The following is a 20,479-nucleotide window of genomic DNA, read 5'->3' on the forward strand; positions in this document are numbered from 1 at the left end:
TTCCCCGGACGGCTGCTTTAGAGTGGGGTTCTGTAAAGGAGCCTCCATGCAGCTCGATCCCCGTACCGGCTGGTGCGATGACGCCCAGCACTGTCCCTCGCCGAACTTCAACGCCCGCCCGGAGGGCGAAGTGGTGTCGTTGCTGGTGATTCACAACATCAGCCTGCCGCCCGGCCAGTTCGGCACCCGCAAGGTTCAGGCGTTCTTCCGGAATTGCCTCGACGCCTGCGAGCATCCCTATTTCGAAAGCATCGCCGCCATGACGGTATCGGCGCACTTCCTGATCGAGCGCGATGGCTCGCTGTTCCAGTTCGTTTCCTGCAACGACCGCGCCTGGCACGCCGGTGTATCGCGCTTCGACGGCCGGGAGAATTGCAACGACTTTTCCATCGGCATCGAACTGGAGGGCACCGACTGCGATCCCTACAGCGATCGCCAGTACGAGGTGCTGGCACGCCTGACCCGGCAATTGATGACGTGTTACCCCGCGATCACCCCGGCGCGCATCCAGGGGCACTGCGATATCGCGCCCGAACGCAAGACCGATCCTGGCGAGGCGTTCGACTGGACGCGCTATTTCACAGCCATCGGAGCTGAGGAGTCGATATGAGTTTCCTGGTGCTGTTGCTGGTACTGCTGGTCGAGAAGTTTTCCTCCTGGCGCGCGCGCCTGCAGCGCGACGGTCTCTGGCTCGGCTGGCTGGACACGGTGGGCGGTGTGCCGGCGCTGGTGGCGCGGCCGTGGCTTGGCCTGTTGGTGGCAGTGCTGCCGCCACTGCTGTTGCTGGCACTGCTGCTGACGATCCTGGAGCCCGTCGCCTATGGGCTGCTGGCGCTTCCCGTACACCTGCTGGTGGTTGTCTGGAGCCTCGGGCGCGGCGACGTGCTGCACGCCATCGGGCCGTTCCGCGACGCCTGGCGGCGGGAAGACGCCCAGGGCGCCTATCACGTCGCCGCACGTGACCTGGGCGTGCAGGCCGACAGCGACGACGAACTGCTGGCCCAGGTCCAGGGCACCCTCGTTTGGCAGGCCTACCAGGCATTCTTCGCAGTGATCTTCTGGTACGCGCTGCTCGGCCCGGTGGCAGCGCTGGCCTACCGTCTGCTCGCCATCGCGGCGGAGCAGGCCAGGCAGCCCGTGCTGCGCGAGCGCGCGCAGCAACTGCGTCACGCCTTCGACTGGCTGCCTGCGCGGGCGCTGGTATTGAGTTTCGCCCTGGTGGGCAATTTCGTGGCTGTCAGCCGCACATTGCTGCACGACCTGCTGGCCTGGGACGTTCCCGCCGCGCGTCTGCTGGCGCGGGCCGGCTACGTTGCCGAAGACTTCAATGAAGGCGGCCTGGGGCCCAAGGGAGTCGCCAGCCTCGATGCGCTGTGGCAACTGCTGGTGCGCTCGGCGGTGCTCTGGTACGCCGCCTTCGCTGTCCGCACGCTGCTGCTCTAAGTGCGGCGCCACACCGGCCAGCAGCCGCTGGTCCGGTGATGGCATTTTAACCTTAAGTTACAGAACTCCCCGCCGATATCAGGTACACAGAAGCCTGTGCGAGCCGTTCCTGCCTGTGACACCCATCACAGGCCGCCACGGTGGGCGCGCGTGCGGTGCGAACCAGTCCAGGGTTCCGCCAGCCATCCCCGACAAGCGACATAACAATAACGGGAACAGGAGACGTCTTTGTGAGGACTGTGCTCTATCCGGCCATCGCGCTGATGAACCGCCTGAGCTTCGGTATGAAGTTCAGCCTGATCAGCGTGCTGTTTTTCCTGCCGATGCTGATCACCAATTTCTATCTGGTGCGTGACTCCTATCGCCAGTTCGTCAGCACCCGCGCCGAGCTGCAGAGCCTGCAGTTGATCGGCAGCGGCCAGCAGATTCGCCGGCAGCTCGAAGCCTACAACGATCTGTTGCAGATCAACGGCGTACTGGGCCAGTCCAACAAGGGCGGAGGCCTGGACTCACGCATCGGTCAGTTGCACAAGGACCTTCAGGGACAGATCGGCGCGTTGCAGCCGGTCACCCAGGACGCCGAGCAGATCGCCGAATTCAACGCCAAGCGCGACGAACTACTCAGCGGCCTGAGAGCCGTCGAGACCGAAGGCTCGCTGCAGAGCAAGGCGGCGATGGCCGGGCGTCTGCTCAGCGGGATTCAGGTCTTCAACAAGCTGCTGGTATCTCAGGGCGGCCTGAGCCAGGACGACGCTCGTGACGTTCGCCAACTGGCCGAACTGATCACCTCGACCACCCCACACGTCACCGAGACCCTCAGCCAGGGCCGTACCATCGGTGCCAGCGCGCTTGGCCAGGGCTTCCTCAATTCCTCTTCCAGCGCAAGATTCGACGACCTGCTGCAGGAGCTGGAGAAACTTCACGCCGAGTACAGCCTGAAGCTGCAGGACGCCCTGGGTGGCAGCGCCGCCGCGCAGGCAGCCCTGGCGGCCGATGCCGAGGCCAGCCGCGAAACGCTCAAGAGCCTGGGCAAGCTGTTCGAAGACAAGGTGGTAATGGCCGACACCCTCGACATGCCGTGGTCCGATTTCTACGAGCAGGTCAGCAAGGCGATGGACAAGACCTACCGCCTCGACGACCGGGTGCTGTCGTTCGTCGACGGCGCCCTGCAGGAGCGCCTGGCGAGCAAGCAGCGGCAGATGGTGCTGCTGGTGGCCGCCTTGCTGGTGGTATTCCTCGCCATCGTCTACCTCTACGGCGGCTTCTACGTGTCTACCCGCACTACCCTCAAGAATCTCGGGCGGATGATGGAGCGCGTCGCCGCTGGCGATATGACAGTCAGCTTCCGTGCCCAGAGCCGGGACGAGCTGGGCGATCTGGGCGAGGCCTTCAACCAGACCGTGGCGAAGATCCACGACCTGATCGAGCAGGTCGGCCGCACCGTCACCGAGGTGGAGCGGCAGACCGTACGTGTCGAGTCGGTTTCCGCCGAGAGCAACCAGGCGGTGGCCGGCCAGCGCAACCAGATCGAGCAGGTCGCCACTGCGATGAACCAGATGGCCGCAACCGCGCAGGAGGTCGCGCGCAGCGCCGCCGTGGCGGTGGGCAGCGCGCAGAACGTCAACCAGGAAACCGCCAGCGGCCGTGCCCTGGTGGAGTCGCAGGTAGGCAGTATCCAGCGTCTGGCCGGCGAGATCGACGAGTCGGTGGAGGTGATCAATCAACTGGCGGCCGATAGCGCTTCGATCAGCCGCGTGCTGGACGTGATCAAGGGCATCGCCGAGCAGACCAACCTGCTGGCGCTCAACGCTGCCATCGAGGCGGCGCGGGCGGGCGAGCAGGGCCGTGGCTTCGCCGTGGTGGCCGATGAAGTGCGGACCCTGGCCAAGCGCACCCAGCAGTCCACCGAGGAAATCGAGCAGATGATTGCCCGCCTGCAGAACGGCGTGGGCGCGGCGGTGAAGGCGATGGGCAGCAGCCACCAGACCGCTGACGGCACCGTCAGCCAGTCGGCGCGGGTACAGCAGGCGCTGGAGAACATCCTCCAGGCGGTTGGCGCCATCGTCGACCAGAACCAGCAGATCGCCGCCGCCGCCGAGCAGCAGACAGCGGTTGCCCACGATATCGACCAGAACATCGTCGAAATCAACCAGGCTGGCGAACGCACGGCCGAGGGCGCGAGCGCCACCGAGCGTGCCAGCCGCGAGCTCGCCGGGCAGGTCGTCGAGCTCAAGCGCCTGATCGGGGCGTTCCGGGTCTAGAGGGTTTCGCCAGCAGGCCGGTGCCCGTGGGTCGCAAGGATGCACCCCATCTCACGGGCACCGGCTTGTCGGTGAATTCACAACGGCGCCACGGAGGCGAAGCCGATCGGCTCGGGCCGCCGCTTCACGTCCAGCCGAACAGCTCCATCGCATTGCGTGTACTGGCACTGGCCAGTTCCTCCGGCGCGATGCCCTTCAGCTCGGCCAGCGCCACGCAGATGTCCGGCAGGTGCTCCGGGCTGTTGCGCATGCCGGGATACATCGCCGGCGCCATGTCCGGTGCATCGGTTTCCAGCACGATCGACTCCAGCGGAATCTCCGGCACCACCTTGCGCAGGCGATTGGCCTGTGGCCAGGTCGGTGCGCCCCCCAGGCCCAGGCGGAAGCCCAGCTTGAGGTACTCGCGGGCTTCCTCGCGGCTGCCGGCGAAGGCGTGGACGATGCCCTGGCGGGCAGGCCTGTAGCGCTTGAGCGTGGCGATCACCGCCGCGTGGGAACGGCGCACGTGCAGCAGTACCGGCAGTTCGAAGTCGATGGCGGCGCGCAACTGGTCTTCGAAGACCGCCTGCTGGCCATCGCGGTCGAGGTCTTCCAGGTAATAGTCCAGGCCGATCTCGCCCACCGCGCAGAGCTTGTGCTGGCCGGCCAGGCGCTCCAGCCACTCGCGCAGCGCTGCCAGGTGCTCTGGGCGATGGCGTGCCAGGTAGATCGGATGCAGGCCCAGGGCGGCGTAGAGGTCCGGCTCCCGCTCAGCCAGCGCCCAGACATCCTCCCAGTTCTCACGGAAGACTCCGAGCAGCACCTGACGAATCACCCCGCGCTCACGGCTGCGCCGCAACACCGCCTGACGATCCCCGGCGAAGTCCGGGCAGTCGAGATGGTTGTGGGTGTCGATCAGTTGCATGGGGTCACTCCGTGCGCAGCTTGAGGTTGCGCGCAATGGGGTGGACGCCTGGCGTATAGGTGTTGTGCTCGATGGCATCCAGCGCGAGGTCCAGGGCGCGCTCGGCGATCAGCGCATGCTGCTGGGAAATCGCGTTGACCTTCAGCGGCACGAAGTCCAGCAGTTGGGTATCGCCGAAGGTTGCCAGGCGCAGGTTCTCCGGCCAGCCGTCGGGTAGCGCCTGGAGCACGTCGAAGACACCTTCGAGCAGTACATAGGACGTAGTGATCAGAGCGTCGGGCAGGCTGCCCTGGCTCACCAGCAGATCCTCCATCAGCCTTCGGCCGCAGTTGCGGCTGAAGGTTTCGCCGTGCTCCACCAGAACCTGGCCCTGGAAGTCGCGCAGCGCACTGCGGAAGCCGGCGGCACGTTCCTGGCTGATGATCAGCTCGGGCCTCGCGCCGAGCAGGGCGATGCTGCGCGGCGCCGGCTTCAGCAGGCTGGCAGTGAGGCGCTGGCTGGCATCGCGGTCGTCGCTGACCACCGAGCAGAAGCGTTGTGGGTCGAGCTGACGGTCCACCGCGACCACTGGTACGCCGTCGGCCTGCAGGCGGGCGTGGCTGTCGTCGCCGCTGGGCAGGCAACTGGCGACGATCAGCGCGTCGCAGCGCCGGGCGCGGAACAGGTTGAGCACCTGGCGCTCGGTGTCCGGCTCGTCGTCCGAGCAGGCGATCAGCAACTGGTAGCCGCGCGCGCGGGCACCCTGTTCGAGCAGCTTGGCGAGCTTGGCGTAGCTGGGGTTCTCAAGGTCCGGCAGGATGAAGCCGAGCGTGCGGGTCTGGCCACGGCGCAGGCTGGCGGCCTGCTGGTCCGGTTGGTAGCCGTGCTCTTCGATCACCGCGCGCACGCGCTCCACCGTGGCGGCGCTGATGCGTCGCTGCACGGCCTTGCCGTTGATCACATAGCTGGCGGTGGTGACCGAAACACCGGCCAGGCGGGCGATATCACTGAGTTTCAACGCAATGGGCTACCGACAATTGGGGGCTTCAAGGATCACGCATTATCGAGTAACGTGCCAGTCTCAAAAGGTGAAACGATTCAGCATCGGGCGTGGCGCACTGCCTGGCCGCCGCTCTCACGCCGGTTACTTCTAAGCTGATCACCGTACAAGCGGAAAACCGCCCCAACCGCCGGCACGCAATAACGCCGACGAGGAGAACGCGATGCTCGAATTGAACGCGCAGTTGGTCCACATGGGCCAGCGCGCCGCCGACAAGCAGGCTGCCCTGGCCATGCTCGGCGCGGTCCTTGAAGGCGACGGCCTGGTCGCCGCCGGTTATCTCGCCGGCTTGCAGGCCCGTGAGGCACAAGGCTCCACCTACCTGGGCCAGGGCATCGCGATTCCCCACGGCACCCCGGACACGCGCCATCTGGTGCGGCACACCGGCGTGCGCCTGATGCACTTCCCCGAGGGCGTGGCCTGGGGGGACGGTCAGGTGGTGTACCTGGCCATCGCCATCGCCGCGAAATCCGACGAACACCTGCGCCTGCTGCAACTGCTGACCCGTGCCCTGGGCGATGGCGACATGGCTGATGCGCTGCGCCGGGCCGACAGCCCCGATGCCGTGCTGCGCCTTCTCGGTGGCGCGCCACAGGCGCTGCTGCTGGATGCGCAACTGGTCGGCCTGGACGTGGCCGCCGAAGACTTCGACGAACTCACCCTGCTCGCGGCCCGGCGCCTGAAGAAGGCCGGCTGCGTGGTGCCCGGTTTCGCCGCCGCCCTGCACGACGGCGAGGCGTTGCCCCTGGGCGAGGGCCTGTGGTGGCTGCACAGCGACGAATGCGTCGTGCGCCCGGGGCTCGCCTTCGTAACGCCGCAGCGCGAGCTGAGCCACGCCGGCCAGCCTGTGCGCGGCCTGTTCTGCCTGGCCAGGCAGGGGGACGCACATGATGCGATGCTCGCGCGCCTGGGCGATCTGCTGGTGGATGGCCGCGCCGCCGAACTGGTGCGCGCCACCTCCTGCCGCAGCGTGCTGGAGGCGCTGGGCGGCGAGTTGCCGGTGGATTGGCCGAGCCTGCGCGTGCCGCTGGCCAACCCCCACGGACTGCATGCGCGCCCCGCGCAGGTGCTGATGCTGCTGGCGCGGGACTTCAGCGGCGAGATACGCGTGCGTATCGCCGACGAGGGCGGCGCGCCAGTCTCCATCCGCAGCCTGAGCAAGCTGCTCAGCCTCGGTGCGCGGCGCGGGCAGGTACTGGAGTTCTTCGCCGAGCCGGAAATTGCCGAGGACGCACTGGCCGCCGTTCGCCGGGCGGTGGAAGACGGTCTGGGCGAGGCAGTCGAGCCGCTGCCGGAACACCCCGAGCCGATTGCCGCTGAGGCGGAGCAGGGCGAGCCGGCGGCACCCCGTGCGCCCGAAGCCGGCAGCCGGCTGCAGGCTGTGGCAGCTTCGCCCGGCATTGCCAGCGGGCCAGCTTATCTGCAAGTGGTGCGGCGCTTCGAGTTCGCCGAGCGCGGCGAGTCGCCCGAAGTGGAGAGCCAGCGCCTGGACGACGCTCGGCAGGCGATTTCCGCCGAGATCGATGTGCTGGTGGAGCGCACCCGGGTTACGGCGATCCGCGACATCTTCGTCACGCACCAGGCGCTGCTGGAAGACCCGGAACTGGCCGACGAAGTGCAGGCGCTCCTGATTGAGGGCGCCAGCGCCGAGGCGGCCTGGAGCCAGGTGATCGAGCGTGCCGCCAGCCAGCAGGAAGCATTGCGCGACGCCCTGCTGGCCGAGCGCGCGGCGGACCTGCGGGATATCGGCCGGCGGGTGTTGGCCTACCTGTGCGGCGATCTGGGCGCGGTAGTCCCCGAGCGGCCCTACATCCTGGTGATGGACGAAGTCGGCCCGTCCGATGTGGCGCGCCTCGACCGCGAGCGCGTGGCGGGCATTCTCACCGCGCGTGGCGGTGCGACCTCGCACAGCGCGATCATCGCCCGCGCCTTGGGCATTCCCGCCCTGGTGGGAGCCGGCGAGGCGGTACTGGCGCTGGCGCCGGACACCATCCTGCTGCTCGATGGCGACCGCGGCGAATTGATGATTGCGCCCAGCGCCGAGTCATTGGCCGAAGCCGAACGCCAGCGCGCCCGACGCCGTCGCCGTGCCGAACAGGCCGAGGCGCGGCGCCATGAGGCAGCGCTGACCCGTGATGGCCACGCGGTGGAAGTCTGCGCCAACCTCGGCGATACCGCCGGCACGTCGGCCGCGCTGGAACTGGGGGCGGAAGGCGTTGGCCTGCTGCGCACCGAATTCGTGTTCATGGACAACCCGCAGGCGCCGGACCAGGCGACCCAGGAAAGTGAGTACCGCAGCGTGATCGATGCCCTTGGCGGGCGCCCGCTGGTGGTGCGCACCCTCGATGTGGGCGGCGACAAGCCGCTGCCCTATTGGCCGGTTCCGGAGGAGGAGAACCCGTTCCTCGGCGTGCGCGGCATCCGCCTGACCCTGCAGCGTCCGCAGATCCTGCGCACACAATTGCGCGCGCTGCTGGTGGCCGCCGCCGGCCGGCCGCTGCGCATCATGTTCCCGATGGTCGGGCAGGTGGATGAGTGGCGGCAGGCCCGCGACCTGACCCTGGAGCTCTGTGCCGAGCTGGGCGGAGCGCACGAGGTGCAGCTCGGCATCATGGTCGAAGTACCGTCGGCGGCTTTGCTCGCGCCGGTGCTGGCGCGCGAGGTGGATTTCTTCAGCATCGGCACCAACGACCTGACGCAGTACGCGCTGGCCATCGATCGCGGTCACCCGACGCTGTCGGCCCAGGCCGATGGCCTGCATCCGGCGGTGCTGCAACTGATCGACATGACCGTCCGCGCCGCCCACGCCAATGGTAAGTGGGTGGGCGTCTGTGGCGAGCTGGCGGCGGATGCCCAGGCCGTGCCGCTGCTGGTCGGGCTGGGAGTGGACGAGTTGAGCGTATCGGCGCGCAGCATCCCGCTGGTCAAGGCGCGGGTCCGCGAGATAGACCTGCCGCTCGCCCGTGAACTGGCCAGCGCCGCACTGGCCCTGGGCTCCGCGAGCGAGGTGCGCGAGAGCGTCGCCCGCGCGCTGCCGGAGGTGAACTGATGGCCCGGATTCTCACGGTGACGCTCAACCCGGCGCTGGACCTGACCGTGCGCCTGCCGCACCTGGACGTCGGTGAAGTGAACCGCAGCGAATCGGTGCTGGTGCAGGCAGCGGGCAAGGGGCTGAATGTCGCCCAGGTCCTTGCCGACCTGGGCCACCACCTGACCGTCACCGGATTCCTAGGTGCGGATAACGCTCCGCCATTCGACGCACTGTTCCGCCGGCGCGGCTTCGTCGATGCGTTCGTCCGCGTGCCGGGCGAGACGCGCAGCAACATCAAGCTGGCCGAAGTCACGGGACGCATCACCGATATCAACGGCCCCGGCCCGCTGGTGAGCGGGGCGCAGCAGGATGCGCTGCTGGACCGTCTCGACCTGATCAGCGCCGATTTCGAGGTCGCGGTGGTGGCCGGCAGCCTGCCGCGCGGTATCGAGCCGCAGTGGCTGTGCGAGTTGCTGCAGCGCTTGAAGAGCCGTGGTCTGAAGGTCGCCTTCGATTGCAGCGGCGCGGCATTGCGCGCCGGCATCGAGGCAGGCCCGTGGCTGATCAAGCCCAATGACCAGGAGCTGGGTGAGGCCTGTGGGCAACTGGCCGGCAGCGACGCCGAAACGGCCGCGCAGGTCGAGTCGCTGCGTGCGCGGGGAATCGAGCAGGTAGTGCTGTCCCAGGGCGCCGATGGCGTGCGTTGGTTCGGCCCGCAAGGCACCTGGCAGGCGCTGCCGCCGGCAGTGGATGTGGCCAGCACCGTGGGCGCGGGCGATTCGCTGCTCGCCGGCATGCTGCACGGCCTGCTCTGCGGCTGGCCCGCCGAGCGCGTGTTGCGGCACGCCACGGCAGTGGCGGCGCTGGCGGTTACCCAGTTCGACTTCGGCATAGGCGATGCGCAGCGCCTGAGCCGCATCGAAGACGGCGTGCAGGTCCGGGCCCTGGCCTGACCCGCGCCGCATCCAGAACGACAAGAGGCTATGACGATGAACCTTGCCCTTATCACGGCCTGCCCCAACGGCCAGATCACCAGTGTGCTCAGCGCGCGCCTTTTGCGCGCCGCCGCCGAGCGCCTGGGCTGGTCGGTTTGCGTCGAGCAGCGCGATCCGCAGCATCCGGAGCGGTGCCTCGCCGACGGTCAGGTCGCGGCGGCCGACTGGGTACTGGTGGTAAGTGCGCAACCGCTGGATCTCTCACGCTTCGTCGGCAAGCGCCTGTTGCAGGCGCGCCCGTCAGAGGCACTGGCCGATCCGTCGGCGTTCCTCCAGCGCGCCGCCCAGGAGGCCACCCTATGGCGCGGTGACGAACAGTCGACACCGCCCCTGGCCGAGGGGCAGCCGGCACGGCTGGTGGCGGTGACCGCCTGCCCCACCGGGGTGGCGCACACCTTCATGGCCGCCGAGGCGTTGCAGCAGGCGGCGCAGCAACTGGGCTACGACTTCAAGGTGGAAACCCAGGGTTCGGTCGGCGCGCGCAATTCGCTTTCGGCACAGGATATCGCGGCAGCCGACGTGGTGCTGCTGGCGGCGGACATCGAGGTGAACCCCGAACGTTTCGCCGGCAAGCGCATCTTCCGCTGCGGCACCGGCGTTGCACTGAAGCAACCGCAGGAAACCTTGCGGCGCGCGTTGGCCGAAGGACGCGAGGAAGCCGGCGCTACGAACAGCCCCGCCAGGGCAGGCAACGAAGCGCACGGGGTCTACAAGCACCTGCTGACCGGTGTGTCGTTCATGTTGCCGATGGTGGTCGCCGGTGGCCTGCTGATCGCCTTGTCGTTTGTCTTCGGGCTGAATCCTCCGCCGGGCAGTTTCGCCGCGGAGCTCAAATCGATTGGCGATACCGCATTCATGCTGATGGTGCCGATGCTCGCCGGCTACATCGCCTGGTCCATCGCCGATCGCCCGGGACTGGCGCCGGGCATGATCGGCGGGTTGCTGGCGAGCACGCTGGGCGCGGGCTTCCTCGGCGGCATCGTCGCCGGCCTGCTGGCCGGCTATTGCGCGCGGGCCATCGCGCAATGGGTTCCGCTGCCCGACAGCGTGTCGGCGCTCAAGCCGATCCTGATCATCCCGCTCCTGGCCAGCCTGTTCACCGGCCTGGTGATGGTCTACGTGGTGGGCTCGCCAGTGGCGGCGATGATGCACTCGCTGACCGACTTCCTCGCGGGCATGGGCACCACCAATGCCATCCTGCTCGGGTTGCTGCTGGGCGGGATGATGTGCGTTGACCTGGGCGGACCGATCAACAAGGCGGCGTACGCCTTCTCGGTCGGCCTGCTCGCGTCGCAGAGCTCCGCGCCGATGGCGGCGGTGATGGCCGGCGGCATGGTCCCGCCGATCGGCATGGGCATCGCCACGCTGCTGGCCCGACGCAAGTTCGCCCAGAGCGAGCGCGAGGCCGGCAAGGCTGCCCTGGTGCTCGGGCTGTGTTTCATTTCCGAGGGCGCGATCCCGTTCGCCGCCAAGGATCCGCTGCGGGTGATCCCGGCGAGCATTGTCGGTGGCGCGTTGACCGGTGCGCTGTCGATGCTGTTCGGCTGCAAGCTGCTTGCGCCTCACGGCGGGTTGTTCGTGCTGCTGATCCCCAACGCGATGAATCACGCATTGCTCTACCTCCTGGCGATTGCCGGTGGCAGCGTGGTGACCGGCGTGCTGTACGCGCTGCTCAGACGATCGGAGGCTGCACCGATGATGGTGTTGGGCGAGCAGGCGCCGGGCAAGGCGTGAGAACCCGCAGGTTCGCAGGCCGCTCGATGGGTATCGCCGCTCCCGCGAAAGCGCCCCTGCCGGAGTCGAAGCGAGCCATAGCCGCAGGATGGGGGAGCGCAGCGATACCCATCAACAGGGTTGTGTGCCGCTCGCGGCGCTCCAAGCCGCCCCGCGCGTGCAAGGGGGCGAGGGTACGAGGCGCCGGGTCAGGCGTTGCGTTGCCTGTGCGGCTCCCGCGCCGTTTCGGCGGCCGGCACGGGTAGGCGGTGCGAGTCGCCACGTCCCATCGGGAAGTACTCGAAACCGTGGCGAGCCATGCGTTCGGGGTCGAAGAGGTTGCGGCCGTCGAAGATCACCGGTGCTTTCAGGCGGCTTGCCAGGAGTTCGAAGTCCGGTGCCTTGAACTGTTGCCATTCGGTGCAGATCACCAGAGCGTCGGCGCCGCCCAGGGTGGCCTCCGGTGTCCCCATCAGGGCCAGTCGCTCATCGTGGCCGTACAGGCGCTGGGCCTCCGGCATGGCCTCCGGGTCGAAGGCGCGCACTTGCGCGCCGGCTGCCCAGAGCGCCTCCATCAGCGTACGGCTGGGAGCGTCGCGCATGTCGTCGGTGTTGGGCTTGAACGACAGTCCCCAGAGCGCGAAGGTGCGCCCCGCCAACTGGCCGTCGAAGTAACGGTGGATGCGCTGGAACAGCTTGTTCTTCTGCCGCGCATTCACTGCCTCCACGGCGCGCAGCAGGTCGTTCGAGCAGTCCACCTCGCTGGCGCTCTGGATCAGCGCCTGCACATCCTTGGGGAAGCAGGAGCCGCCGTAGCCGCAGCCGGGGTAGATGAAGTGGTAGCCGATGCGCGGGTCGGCGCCCATGCCCTGGCGCACGGCCTCGATGTCGGCGCCCATGTGCTCGGCCAGTTCGGCGATCTGGTTGATGAAGCTGATCTTGGTCGCCAGCATGCAGTTGGCCGCGTATTTGGTCAGTTCGGCGCTGCGCAGATTCATGCTGATGATGCGGTCGTGGTTGCGGTTGAACGGCGCGTAGATCTCGCGCATGGTGTCCAGTACTTCCGGACGCTCGCAGCCAACGACGATACGGTCGGGCTTGCGGCAGTCGGCCAGCGCCGAGCCTTCCTTGAGGAATTCGGGGTTGGAGACGATATCGAATTCCAGCGTGCGGCCGAGACCGCCGAGCACCTGTTGCAGGTGTGCCTTGATACGGTCGCCGGTGCCCACCGGAACGGTGGATTTCTCGACGATGATCACCGGCTGGTGGCGATGGTGGGCAATGCTCTCGGCCACGGCGAAGACCGCGCTCAGGTCGGCCGAGCCATCTGCGCTGGGCGGCGTGCCGACGGCGATGAACTGCACCAGCCCGTGGGCGGCGGCGACCGCTGGGTCGCTGGTGAAGTGCAGGCGGCCGGCTTCCAGGTTTTCCTTCACCAGCTCCGCGAGGCCGGGTTCGTAGATGCTGATCTGGCCGCGCTGGAGCTTGGCGATCTTGGCTTCGTCGATATCCATGCAGACGACGTCGTGGCCGACCTCGGCCATGACTGCGGCCTGGACGAGGCCGACGTAGCCGATTCCGAATACGCTGATTTTCATGCTGTGTTTTCCGGTGATGTATCAGGGGCGCTCGGTGGGCGCCGGGGGTGTTGCGTGATCGGTGGCGGGGCGTGCGGCGCGGGGCGTGTTGATGAGCATGACGCCGGCGATCACCAGGCCGACGCCCAGTGTGCGCGACAGGTTCAGCGGTTCGCCCAGGCCCGGTAGCCAGGCGGCTCCGAGGTAGACCAGGGCATAGCTCAGGCTGAGCAGCGAATAGGCACGGCTCAGTGGCAGGTGGTTGAGTGCGACCAGCCAGCAGAGCATCGACAGGGCATAGCCCAGCACCGCGCCGCCAAGTACCAGCAGCGCGGCGATGTCGAGGTTCGGCAGAGAGCCGAGCCACTGCAGCGGGGCGGGCAGGCGCGTCATGCTCCAGCGCATGCCCAGTTGTGCGCTGCTGACCAGCAGCACACTGCCCAGCGCCAGCACGACACCGCGTGTGGTGTTCATGACTGTAGCCCCAGCAGGGCGACGCCAGCGACGATCAGCGCAACGCCGCACCAGTGGCGCAGATCGATGCGCTCGTGGAACAGCACACCGGCGGCAAGGGTCACCAGTACGAAGTTCAGGCTGAGCATCGGATAGGCCACGCCCACGTCCAGGTGTTGCAGCAGCACCAGCCAGAGCAGCAGGCTGCCGCCCAGGCAGGCGATGGCCAGCACCAGCCACGGCGAGAAAAGTTTGGCGGGCAGGCTGAGTTGGCGTCCGCGCCAGCTTTCCACGGCGAGCTTCTGCGAGATCTGCCCCAGACAGGTCAGCAGGCAGACGCTGGCCAGCAGCGCGGCGATCACTGCGTGGCCTTCGGAATCAGCAGGACCACCAGGTGATTCTGCCGGTAGCTGATGGCGTCCCTGGGCATTCTCGCCAGGTCCTGTTCGTCGCTCGCGCTGTTGACCCGCAGCAGCACGCCGATGCTGCCTTCGCTGCGCGCCCTGGCGATCCAGCCGTCGACTTCCTTGAGCGTCAGGCTGCGTCCGGCACCTTCCGGGTAGCCGATGCCGTACTTCAGTTCACCGACGGTGTTGAGCAGAGTGACGTCGGCGCGACCAGTGCGCCACGCCAGTGCGGTGGCCGCACCCAGGTCGTTGCTCAGCAGGCTGTTGGCGTTGCGCAGTTCGTCCAGATGTTCGAGGACGAACTGGTCGGGCATCTTGCTGTTGACCAGGCGCTTGGGCAAGGCGGTGGGCACCAGTGCCACCAGTATCCACAGGGCGAAGGCCGGAGCGGCCCACAGTTGCGTCGGGCGCAGCAGTTGCAGGGCCCCGCAGACCAGCCAGACGATGCAGGCCAGCCCCACCAGCAGCACGCTGGGAGTTTCGCCCTTGTACAGCGGATGGCGCAGTTGCAGGACGACAAGGGCGATCAGCGCGACTACGCCGACCGCCAGGTTGAGAGCGCCGCTCAGCCGCAGCATGCGCTGGCGTCCGTGTTGCAGCGCGTCGGCCAGGCTGTCCGCCATCAGCAGGGCGAGCGGAGCGAAGCACGGCATGATGTACGTCGGCAGCTTGCCCTTGGCCAGGCTGAAGAAGAGGAACGGCATGGCGAACCAGAGCACCAGGAAGCCCAGCCGGGGGTCGCGCAGGCCGGTGAAGCCGCGCCGCAGCGCCGGGATTATGAGCACCGCCCAGGGCATCGCGGTGGCGAACAGCAGCGGCACGAAGAACCAGAAGGGCCGACCGTGCTGTGCGTCGTCGCCAGCGAAGCGGCGGATGTGCTCATGCCAGAAGAAGAAGTTCCAGAAGTCCGGCTCGCGGGCGTGGATCATCAGTGCCCACGGCAGGCTGACCAGGGCTGCGACCAGCACCGCGAGCGGGCCATAGGCCAGTAGCTGGCGCAGGCGGCCGTGCAGGATGGCGTAGGGCAGGGAGACAATCACCGGCAGCAGGAGGGCCAGGAACCCCTTGGTCATGAATCCCATGCCGCAGGCGACGCCGAGCAGCGCCCAGGCTGACAGGCGGCCGCGCGTCGTTGCTGCGTCGAAAGCGAACCAGACGGACACAAGGCTGAGGTTCACCCAGAGGGTGAACTGCGGATCGAGGTTGCTGTAGCCGGCCTGCCCGGCGATCAGCGCGAAGCTGCCGTAGAGCAGCGCGGCGGCCCAGGTACGGCGCGGGTCGCTCCACATCCGGCGGGCGACCAGCAGCACCAGCAGGGTGCTCAGTGCCGTTACCAGCGCCGAAGCGAAGCGTACGCCGAACAGGTTTTCGCCGAACAGCGCCTGGCTCGCGGCGATCATCCAGTAGCCGGCGATGGGTTTCTCGAAGTAGCGCAGCCCCAGCAGATGCGGCGATACCCAGTCGCCGCTCTGCAGCATGCCCTGGGTGATTTGCGCATTGCGGGTTTCGTCGGGGATCCACAGACCGTGGAAACACAGCGGTAACAGGATGCAGAGGATGAACGCGGCAAGCAGCGTCGGATAGGCAAGACGCTTCATGCCCGTTGCACCCCCAGCCAGCCGTCGCGGCCGGCCAGTTGACCACGCACCAGGTGCGCGGCGGGAAGCGACGCGGGGTCGGAGGGCAGCAGTTCCCCGAGGGTATGGAAACGTATATCGCGCTGGCGGGCGCGTTCGAGCAACTGGCGGAAATCGTTGGCCATGAGAATCCCTTCCACTTCGGCGTGGGCGGTATAGACGTTCAGCGCTCCTTCGCGGAAGCGGCTGAGGATGAAGTCATTGAAGTCGGCTGCCTGCAACTGCGGGCCCACCACTTCGTCGAAGGTTGGCATATCCACCGGAATCTGCGGTGTGCCGAGGCGACCGTCGGCCAGCACCGGGCGGAACAGCGAGTTTCCGCGACAGTCGCTGTTGTAGCGGAAGCCGAAGCTTTCCTTGGCTTCGATCACCTGCTCGTCAGCGCGCCAGCCGGCGGCGGCGGAGCATTCCACCGGCTGCCCGAGGATATCGCTCAGAGTATCGACGCCAAGGCGGATCTGCTCCACCAACTGGCGCGATGGCCAGCGTCCGGCGTTGGCCTGCCAGCCGTGGTGGTCCCAAGCGTGCAGGCCGATCTCGTGGCCGGCGAACCAGGCGCGCCGCATGAGGTGGCCCAGGTCACGGCCGATGGGGCGGCCCGGCCAGGCGGTACCGGCCAGCAGGATGTCCCAGCCATACAGCCCGGCGGCGTTGGAGCGCAGCATCTTCCACAGGAACTGCGGCCGTATCAGGCGCCACAGGTGGCGGCCCATGTTGTCCGGGCCGACGCTGAAGAAGAAGGTTGCCTTGATGCCGGCTTCGTCGAGGATGTCCAGTAGACGCGGCACCCCGTCACGGGTGCCGCGGTAGGTATCCACATCGATGCGAAGTCCTGCCTGCATCACGCGATGCTTTTCAGCGGCAGGGCATGAGGTACGCCACCGGAGCGTTCGGCGAGCGCTTCGCGCAGGAAGAAGTCCAGTGTCTTGCCGATGGTTTCGGACAGCTCCACGCTCGGCTGCCAGTCCAGCAGGCGGCGGGCGTTTTCGATGCTTGGCTTGCGGTGCGAGACGTCCTGGTAGCCGTCGCCGTAGAAGCTGCGGCTTTCCACCTCGCGGAAGCCGGCGAAGGGCGGGAAGTTGTTGCGCAGCGGATGCGCCTCGAACTGGCGCAGCAGCTCTTCGCCGAGCTGGCGGATGCTTGCTTCGTTGTCCGGGTTGCCGATGTTGATGATCTGCCCGTCGCAGCGTTCGCCGTCGTTGTCGATGATGCGCGCCAGTGCCTCGATGCCGTCGTCGACGTCGGTGAAGCAGCGTTTCTGCGCCCCGCCATCCACCAGGCGGATCGGCGTGCCCTCCACCAGGTGCAGGATCAGTTGGGTGATCGCGCGTGAGCTGCCGATGCGTGCGGAGTCGAGGCGGTCCAGGCGCGGACCCATCCAGTTGAACGGACGGAACAGGGTGAAGCGCAGGCCCTTCTGGCCGTACGCCCAGATCACCCGGTCGAGCAGTTGCTTGGAGACCGAGTAGATCCAGCGCTGCTTGTTGATGGGGCCGACCACGAGGTTGGAGCGGTCCTCGTCGAAGTTCGCATCGGCGCACATGCCGTACACTTCGGAGGTGGACGGGAAGATCACGCGCTTGTTGTATTTCACGCAGTAGCGTACGAGCTTGAGGTTTTCCTCGAAGTCCAGTTCGAATACACGCAGCGGGTTGCGGGTGTATTCGATCGGAGTGGCGATGGCCACCAGCGGCAGCACCACGTCGCACTTCTTGATGTGGTACTCGATCCACTCGGTGTGAATGCTGATGTCGCCTTCGACGAAGTGGAAGTCCGGGTTGCTCTTCAGGCGCTCGATGGCGTCGGAGCCGATGTCCAGGCCGTACACCTCGTAGTTGCCATCGCGCAGCAGACGCTCGGACAGGTGATTGCCGATGAAACCGTTGACACCGAGAATCAGCACGCGGGTCTTGCGCTTGGCCTTGCGCGGCGCGCCGTGCAGGCGCGAGCCTTCCACCAGGCCCATTTCGCGGGCCAGTTGGCTGCCTGCGAGGAACAGGCCGGCATCGCCCTGCTGGCCGGAGAGGATTTCCAGGGAGTCTTCACCGCAGGCGATGCGCAGCGGATCGATGGCCAGTACCGAGCCAGGCTCGCGGCCGCCGTTGCCGGCCACCACGCGGGAGCTCCAGACGATCAGCTTGCGCTCGCCGACCGGGGCGAAGGCTCCGGGATAGGGCTGGGTGACTGCGCGCACCAGGTTGTGCAGTTCACGCGCCGGGCGCTGCCAGTCGATGAGGCCGTCGGCGGGAGTGCGGCGGCCGAAGTAGCTGGCGCGGGACTCGTCCTGGGCCACTTCCTGCAGTTCGCCGCGGGCCAGTTTCGGCAGTGCGTCGGCCAGTAGTTCGCGGGCCGCCTGGCGCAGCTTGCCGTGGAGGATCAGGGCGGTGTCGTCCGGGGCGATTGCCACGCGCTGCTGGGCGGCGATGGCGCCGGCATCGGCGCGCTTGACCATGCGGTGCAGGGTGACGCCGGTCTCGGTTTCGCCGTTGACCAGCACCCAGTTGGCCGGTGCGCGGCCACGGTAGCGCGGCAGCAGCGAGCCATGCAGGTTGTAGGCGCCGCTGGAGGCGCAGGCCAGCAGTTCTTCGCTGAGCAGGTTGCGGTAGTAGAACGAGAAGATGAATTGCGGCTGCATTTCGCGGATACGCGCCACCCACAGCGGATGGTTGACGTCCTCCGGGGCGTGCACGGCGATGCCGTGGCGCGCGCAGAGTTGCGCCACCGAGCCGTAGAAACGGTTTTCCTTGGGATCGTCGGCGTGGGTGAACACGGCGTCGATCCGGTAGCCGGCTTCGATGAGCGCCTCGATGCCGGCGCAGCCGATATCGTGGTAGGCGAAAACGATGGTCTGCTGGGTCATGGCTGGATGGACTCGAGAGGGGCAGGGGAAACTGCGGGACGGTTTTCCAGAGCGCTGCGGGTACGCACGATGCGCTCGATGAAGAAGCGGGGGCGCGCGCGCACGTCGTTGTACATGCGGCCCAGGTACTCGCCGAGCAGGCCCATGCCGACCAGTTGCACGCCGGTGAAGGTGAACAGCACGGCGAACAGGACGAACACGCCGTGGCCAGCCCAGGCGGCGCCGAACATCAGGCGCAGGGTGAGCAGCAGCAGGGCGAAGCAGAAACCGGCCACCGCCATCGCGCCCCCCACCAGCGAGAGCAGGCGCAGCGGCGTGGTGGTCATGCAGGTGACGAGGTCGAACATCAGGTTGATCAGGCGCATGAAGTCGTACTTCGACTCGCCATGTTCGCGTTCGGCGTGGCCGACCAGGATTTCGGTGGTGTGGCGGGCGAAGCTGTTGGCCAGGATCGGGATGAAGGTGCTGCGCTCGCGGCAGGCCAGCATCGCCTTGACGATGCTGGCGCGATAGGCGCGCAACATGCAGCCGTAGTCGCTCATGGCGACGCCGGTGGAGCGCTGTACGGCAAGGTTGATCAGTTTCGACGGCCAGCGGCGCAGTGCCGAGTCCTGGCGCTTCTGGCGCACGCTGCCTACCACGTCGTAGCCCAGCGCGGCCTGTTCGACCAGGCGCGGGATTTCTTCCGGCGGGTTCTGCAGGTCGGCGTCGAGGGTGATGATCAGGTCGCCACGGCATTCCTCGAAGCCGGCCATGATTGCCGCATGCTGGCCGTAGTTACGGTTGAGGATCACGGCCACGACGCGACTGCCAGGGGCCTCGGCGGCCTCCAGAAGCAGGTCGGCGGAGCGGTCGCGGCTGCCGTCGTCGATCAGGATGATCTCGTAGTCGCGGCCCAGCGAGTCGCAGGCAGTGGTGGTGCGGCGCAGCAGCTCGGGCAGGCTTTCCTCTTCGTTGTAGACCGGAATGACGATGGACACGCGGTTGATCGGATAGGGTTTCACGATGGCGTCACCGGGTGATGGTTTCGATGGCATCCACCACGCGGTCGAGATCGCCGGTGGTCATGTCAGGGAACAGGGGGATGGAGCACAGGCGCGCCGAGTTCCATTCGGTCTCGGGCAGGCTGACGTCGGGGAAGCGCTGGCGGTAGTAGCTGTGCAGGTGGCTGCCGATGAAGTGGATGCCGGTGCCGATGCCGCGTTGCTGTAGTGCCTGCATGAAGCCATCGCGGTCGATGCCGCAGCGCTCGGCGTCGATACGCAGGATGAACAGGTGCCAGGCGTGGTGCTGCGGGTAGTCCGGCAGCGCCAGGGGCTCCACCGGCAGGCCGGACAGGCGCTCGTGGTAGGCCGCTGCCAGCTCGGCGCGGCGGGCGTTGATCGCCTCCAGGCGTTCGAGCTGGACCAGCGCGATGGCGGCGTTGATGTCGGTGAGGTTGTACTTGAAGCCGGGTTCGATCACCTGGGCCTGCGGCTTGCGGCCGTGGGTCAGGCGGTCGTAGGCGTCCACGCCCAGACCGTGGAATTTCAGCATGCGCACGCGGTCGGCCAGGGCATCGTTGTCGGTGACGAACATGCCGCCTTCGGCGCAGGTCATGTTCTTGATCGCGTGGAAGGAGAAGATCGCGGTGCCCTGGCTGCCCACCGGGCGCCCCCGGTAGCGGGTGCCGGCGGCATGGGCGGCATCCTCGATCACCACGATGCCGTGGCGCTGGACGAGGGCGTTGATCGGGTCCATGTCGGCGGCGGCGCCGGCATAGTGCACGGGAATGATGGCGCGGGTGCGCGGGGTGATCGCCGCCTCGATGCGCGCCGCGTCGGTCATCAGGGTGTCGCGGTCTACATCCACGAACACCGGTGTCGCGCCCAGCAGGCAGATCATGTTGGCGGTGGACACCCAGGTTTGCGACGGGGTGATGACTTCGTCGCCCGGGCCGATGCCCAGGGCCAGCAGCGCCAGGTGCATGCCGCCAGTGGCCGAGGCGACCGCGATGGCATGGCGGCAGCCGATGGATTCGGCGAAACGTTGCTCCAGCGCCTGGTTTTTCGGCCCGGTGGTGATCCAGCCCGACCGCAGCACCTGATTGACCGCCTGGATTTCCTCCTCGCCGATGCTTGGGCGGGAGAAGGGGAGGAAGTTCGAGTCCATGTTTGGCC

16 protein-coding genes are annotated in these 20,479 nt (G+C 67.4%); 6 read left to right on the forward strand and 10 right to left on the reverse strand.

From position 1 onward, the window contains the following. Nucleotides 1-46: 46 nt before the first annotated feature. The 3 genes from ampD to OU419_RS28975 all read left to right on the forward strand — a co-directional run bounded on the left by ampD (nucleotide 47) and on the right by OU419_RS28975 (nucleotide 3,704). Nucleotides 47-610 (forward strand): 1,6-anhydro-N-acetylmuramyl-L-alanine amidase AmpD, encoded by a 564-nt coding sequence (gene ampD, locus OU419_RS05110; protein WP_254471076.1) that lies wholly within the window; start codon nucleotides 47-49, stop codon nucleotides 608-610. Beyond that, nucleotides 607-1,443, forward strand: coding sequence for a regulatory signaling modulator protein AmpE (ampE, locus tag OU419_RS05115; RefSeq protein WP_254471075.1), 837 nt, complete (start codon nucleotides 607-609; stop codon nucleotides 1,441-1,443). The genes ampD and ampE overlap by 4 nt, the downstream gene beginning before the upstream one ends. 1,556 nt (nucleotides 1,444-2,999) lie before the next feature. Further along, complete coding sequence (locus OU419_RS28975) at nucleotides 3,000-3,704, forward strand: methyl-accepting chemotaxis protein (RefSeq protein WP_408004947.1); 705 nt, start codon at nucleotides 3,000-3,002, stop codon at nucleotides 3,702-3,704. A gap of 124 nt (nucleotides 3,705-3,828) precedes the next feature. On the opposite strand, the gene OU419_RS05125 is transcribed toward OU419_RS28975, so the two are convergent. Further along, nucleotides 3,829-4,608, reverse strand: a complete 780-nt coding sequence (locus OU419_RS05125) for a TatD family hydrolase (protein WP_254471073.1) — start codon at nucleotides 4,606-4,608, stop codon at nucleotides 3,829-3,831. A gap of 4 nt (nucleotides 4,609-4,612) precedes the next feature. Then, nucleotides 4,613-5,605, reverse strand: coding sequence for a catabolite repressor/activator (gene cra, locus OU419_RS05130; RefSeq protein ID WP_254471072.1), 993 nt, complete (start codon nucleotides 5,603-5,605; stop codon nucleotides 4,613-4,615). A 205-nt stretch (nucleotides 5,606-5,810) separates the two neighbouring features. On the opposite strand from cra, the gene ptsP reads away from it, so the two are divergent. The 3 genes from ptsP to OU419_RS05145 are packed head-to-tail and all read left to right on the forward strand — an operon-like array spanning nucleotide 5,811 to nucleotide 11,407. Further along, nucleotides 5,811-8,696 (forward strand): phosphoenolpyruvate--protein phosphotransferase, encoded by a 2,886-nt coding sequence (ptsP, locus tag OU419_RS05135; RefSeq protein WP_254471071.1) that lies wholly within the window; start codon nucleotides 5,811-5,813, stop codon nucleotides 8,694-8,696. Further along, on the forward strand, nucleotides 8,696-9,631 hold the full coding sequence (gene pfkB, locus OU419_RS05140) for a 1-phosphofructokinase (protein ID WP_254471070.1): 936 nt from the start codon (nucleotides 8,696-8,698) through the stop codon (nucleotides 9,629-9,631). The genes ptsP and pfkB overlap by 1 nt, the downstream gene beginning before the upstream one ends. Nucleotides 9,632-9,667: 36 nt before the next feature. Then, nucleotides 9,668-11,407 carry a PTS fructose-like transporter subunit IIB gene (locus OU419_RS05145; protein ID WP_254471069.1) on the forward strand — a complete coding sequence of 580 codons (1,740 nt, stop codon included), beginning with the start codon at nucleotides 9,668-9,670 and terminating at the stop codon, nucleotides 11,405-11,407. Nucleotides 11,408-11,595: 188 nt separating this feature from the next. Here OU419_RS05145 and OU419_RS05150 read toward each other — a convergent pair whose 3' ends face one another. From OU419_RS05150 to arnB, 8 genes are read right to left on the reverse strand one after another with little or no spacing between them, the layout of a single operon-like run. Continuing rightward, nucleotides 11,596-12,984, reverse strand: a complete 1,389-nt coding sequence (locus OU419_RS05150; RefSeq protein WP_254471068.1) for a UDP-glucose dehydrogenase family protein — start codon at nucleotides 12,982-12,984, stop codon at nucleotides 11,596-11,598. 21 nt (nucleotides 12,985-13,005) lie between these two features. Continuing rightward, nucleotides 13,006-13,437, reverse strand: a complete 432-nt coding sequence (arnF, locus tag OU419_RS05155) for a 4-amino-4-deoxy-L-arabinose-phosphoundecaprenol flippase subunit ArnF (RefSeq protein ID WP_254471067.1) — start codon at nucleotides 13,435-13,437, stop codon at nucleotides 13,006-13,008. After that, a complete protein-coding gene (gene arnE, locus OU419_RS05160) occupies nucleotides 13,434-13,778 on the reverse strand; it encodes a 4-amino-4-deoxy-L-arabinose-phosphoundecaprenol flippase subunit ArnE (protein WP_254471066.1) in 345 nt (114 codons plus the stop codon). The genes arnF and arnE overlap by 4 nt, the downstream gene beginning before the upstream one ends. Then, the gene (gene arnT, locus OU419_RS05165; protein ID WP_254471065.1) at nucleotides 13,775-15,421 is read right to left on the reverse strand and encodes a lipid IV(A) 4-amino-4-deoxy-L-arabinosyltransferase; all 1,647 of its coding nucleotides are present in this window, start codon (nucleotides 15,419-15,421) and stop codon (nucleotides 13,775-13,777) included. Before arnT ends, arnE begins: the two co-directional genes overlap by 4 nt. Then, entirely contained in the window at nucleotides 15,418-16,302 is an 885-nt protein-coding gene (gene arnD / locus OU419_RS05170; protein WP_254471064.1) for a 4-deoxy-4-formamido-L-arabinose-phosphoundecaprenol deformylase, read from the reverse strand. Before arnD ends, arnT begins: the two co-directional genes overlap by 4 nt. Then, nucleotides 16,302-18,320, reverse strand: coding sequence for a bifunctional UDP-4-amino-4-deoxy-L-arabinose formyltransferase/UDP-glucuronic acid oxidase ArnA (gene arnA, locus OU419_RS05175; RefSeq protein WP_254471063.1), 2,019 nt, complete (start codon nucleotides 18,318-18,320; stop codon nucleotides 16,302-16,304). Before arnA ends, arnD begins: the two co-directional genes overlap by 1 nt. Continuing rightward, complete coding sequence (gene arnC, locus OU419_RS05180) at nucleotides 18,317-19,324, reverse strand: undecaprenyl-phosphate 4-deoxy-4-formamido-L-arabinose transferase (protein WP_254471062.1); 1,008 nt, start codon at nucleotides 19,322-19,324, stop codon at nucleotides 18,317-18,319. Before arnC ends, arnA begins: the two co-directional genes overlap by 4 nt. A gap of 7 nt (nucleotides 19,325-19,331) precedes the next feature. Continuing rightward, nucleotides 19,332-20,471, reverse strand: a complete 1,140-nt coding sequence (gene arnB, locus OU419_RS05185; RefSeq protein WP_254471061.1) for a UDP-4-amino-4-deoxy-L-arabinose aminotransferase — start codon at nucleotides 20,469-20,471, stop codon at nucleotides 19,332-19,334. Between the last annotated feature and the right edge of the window lie 8 nt (nucleotides 20,472-20,479).

It is taken from the genome of Pseudomonas triclosanedens (assembly GCF_026686735.1).
GTDB lineage: Bacteria > Pseudomonadota > Gammaproteobacteria > Pseudomonadales > Pseudomonadaceae > Pseudomonas > Pseudomonas triclosanedens.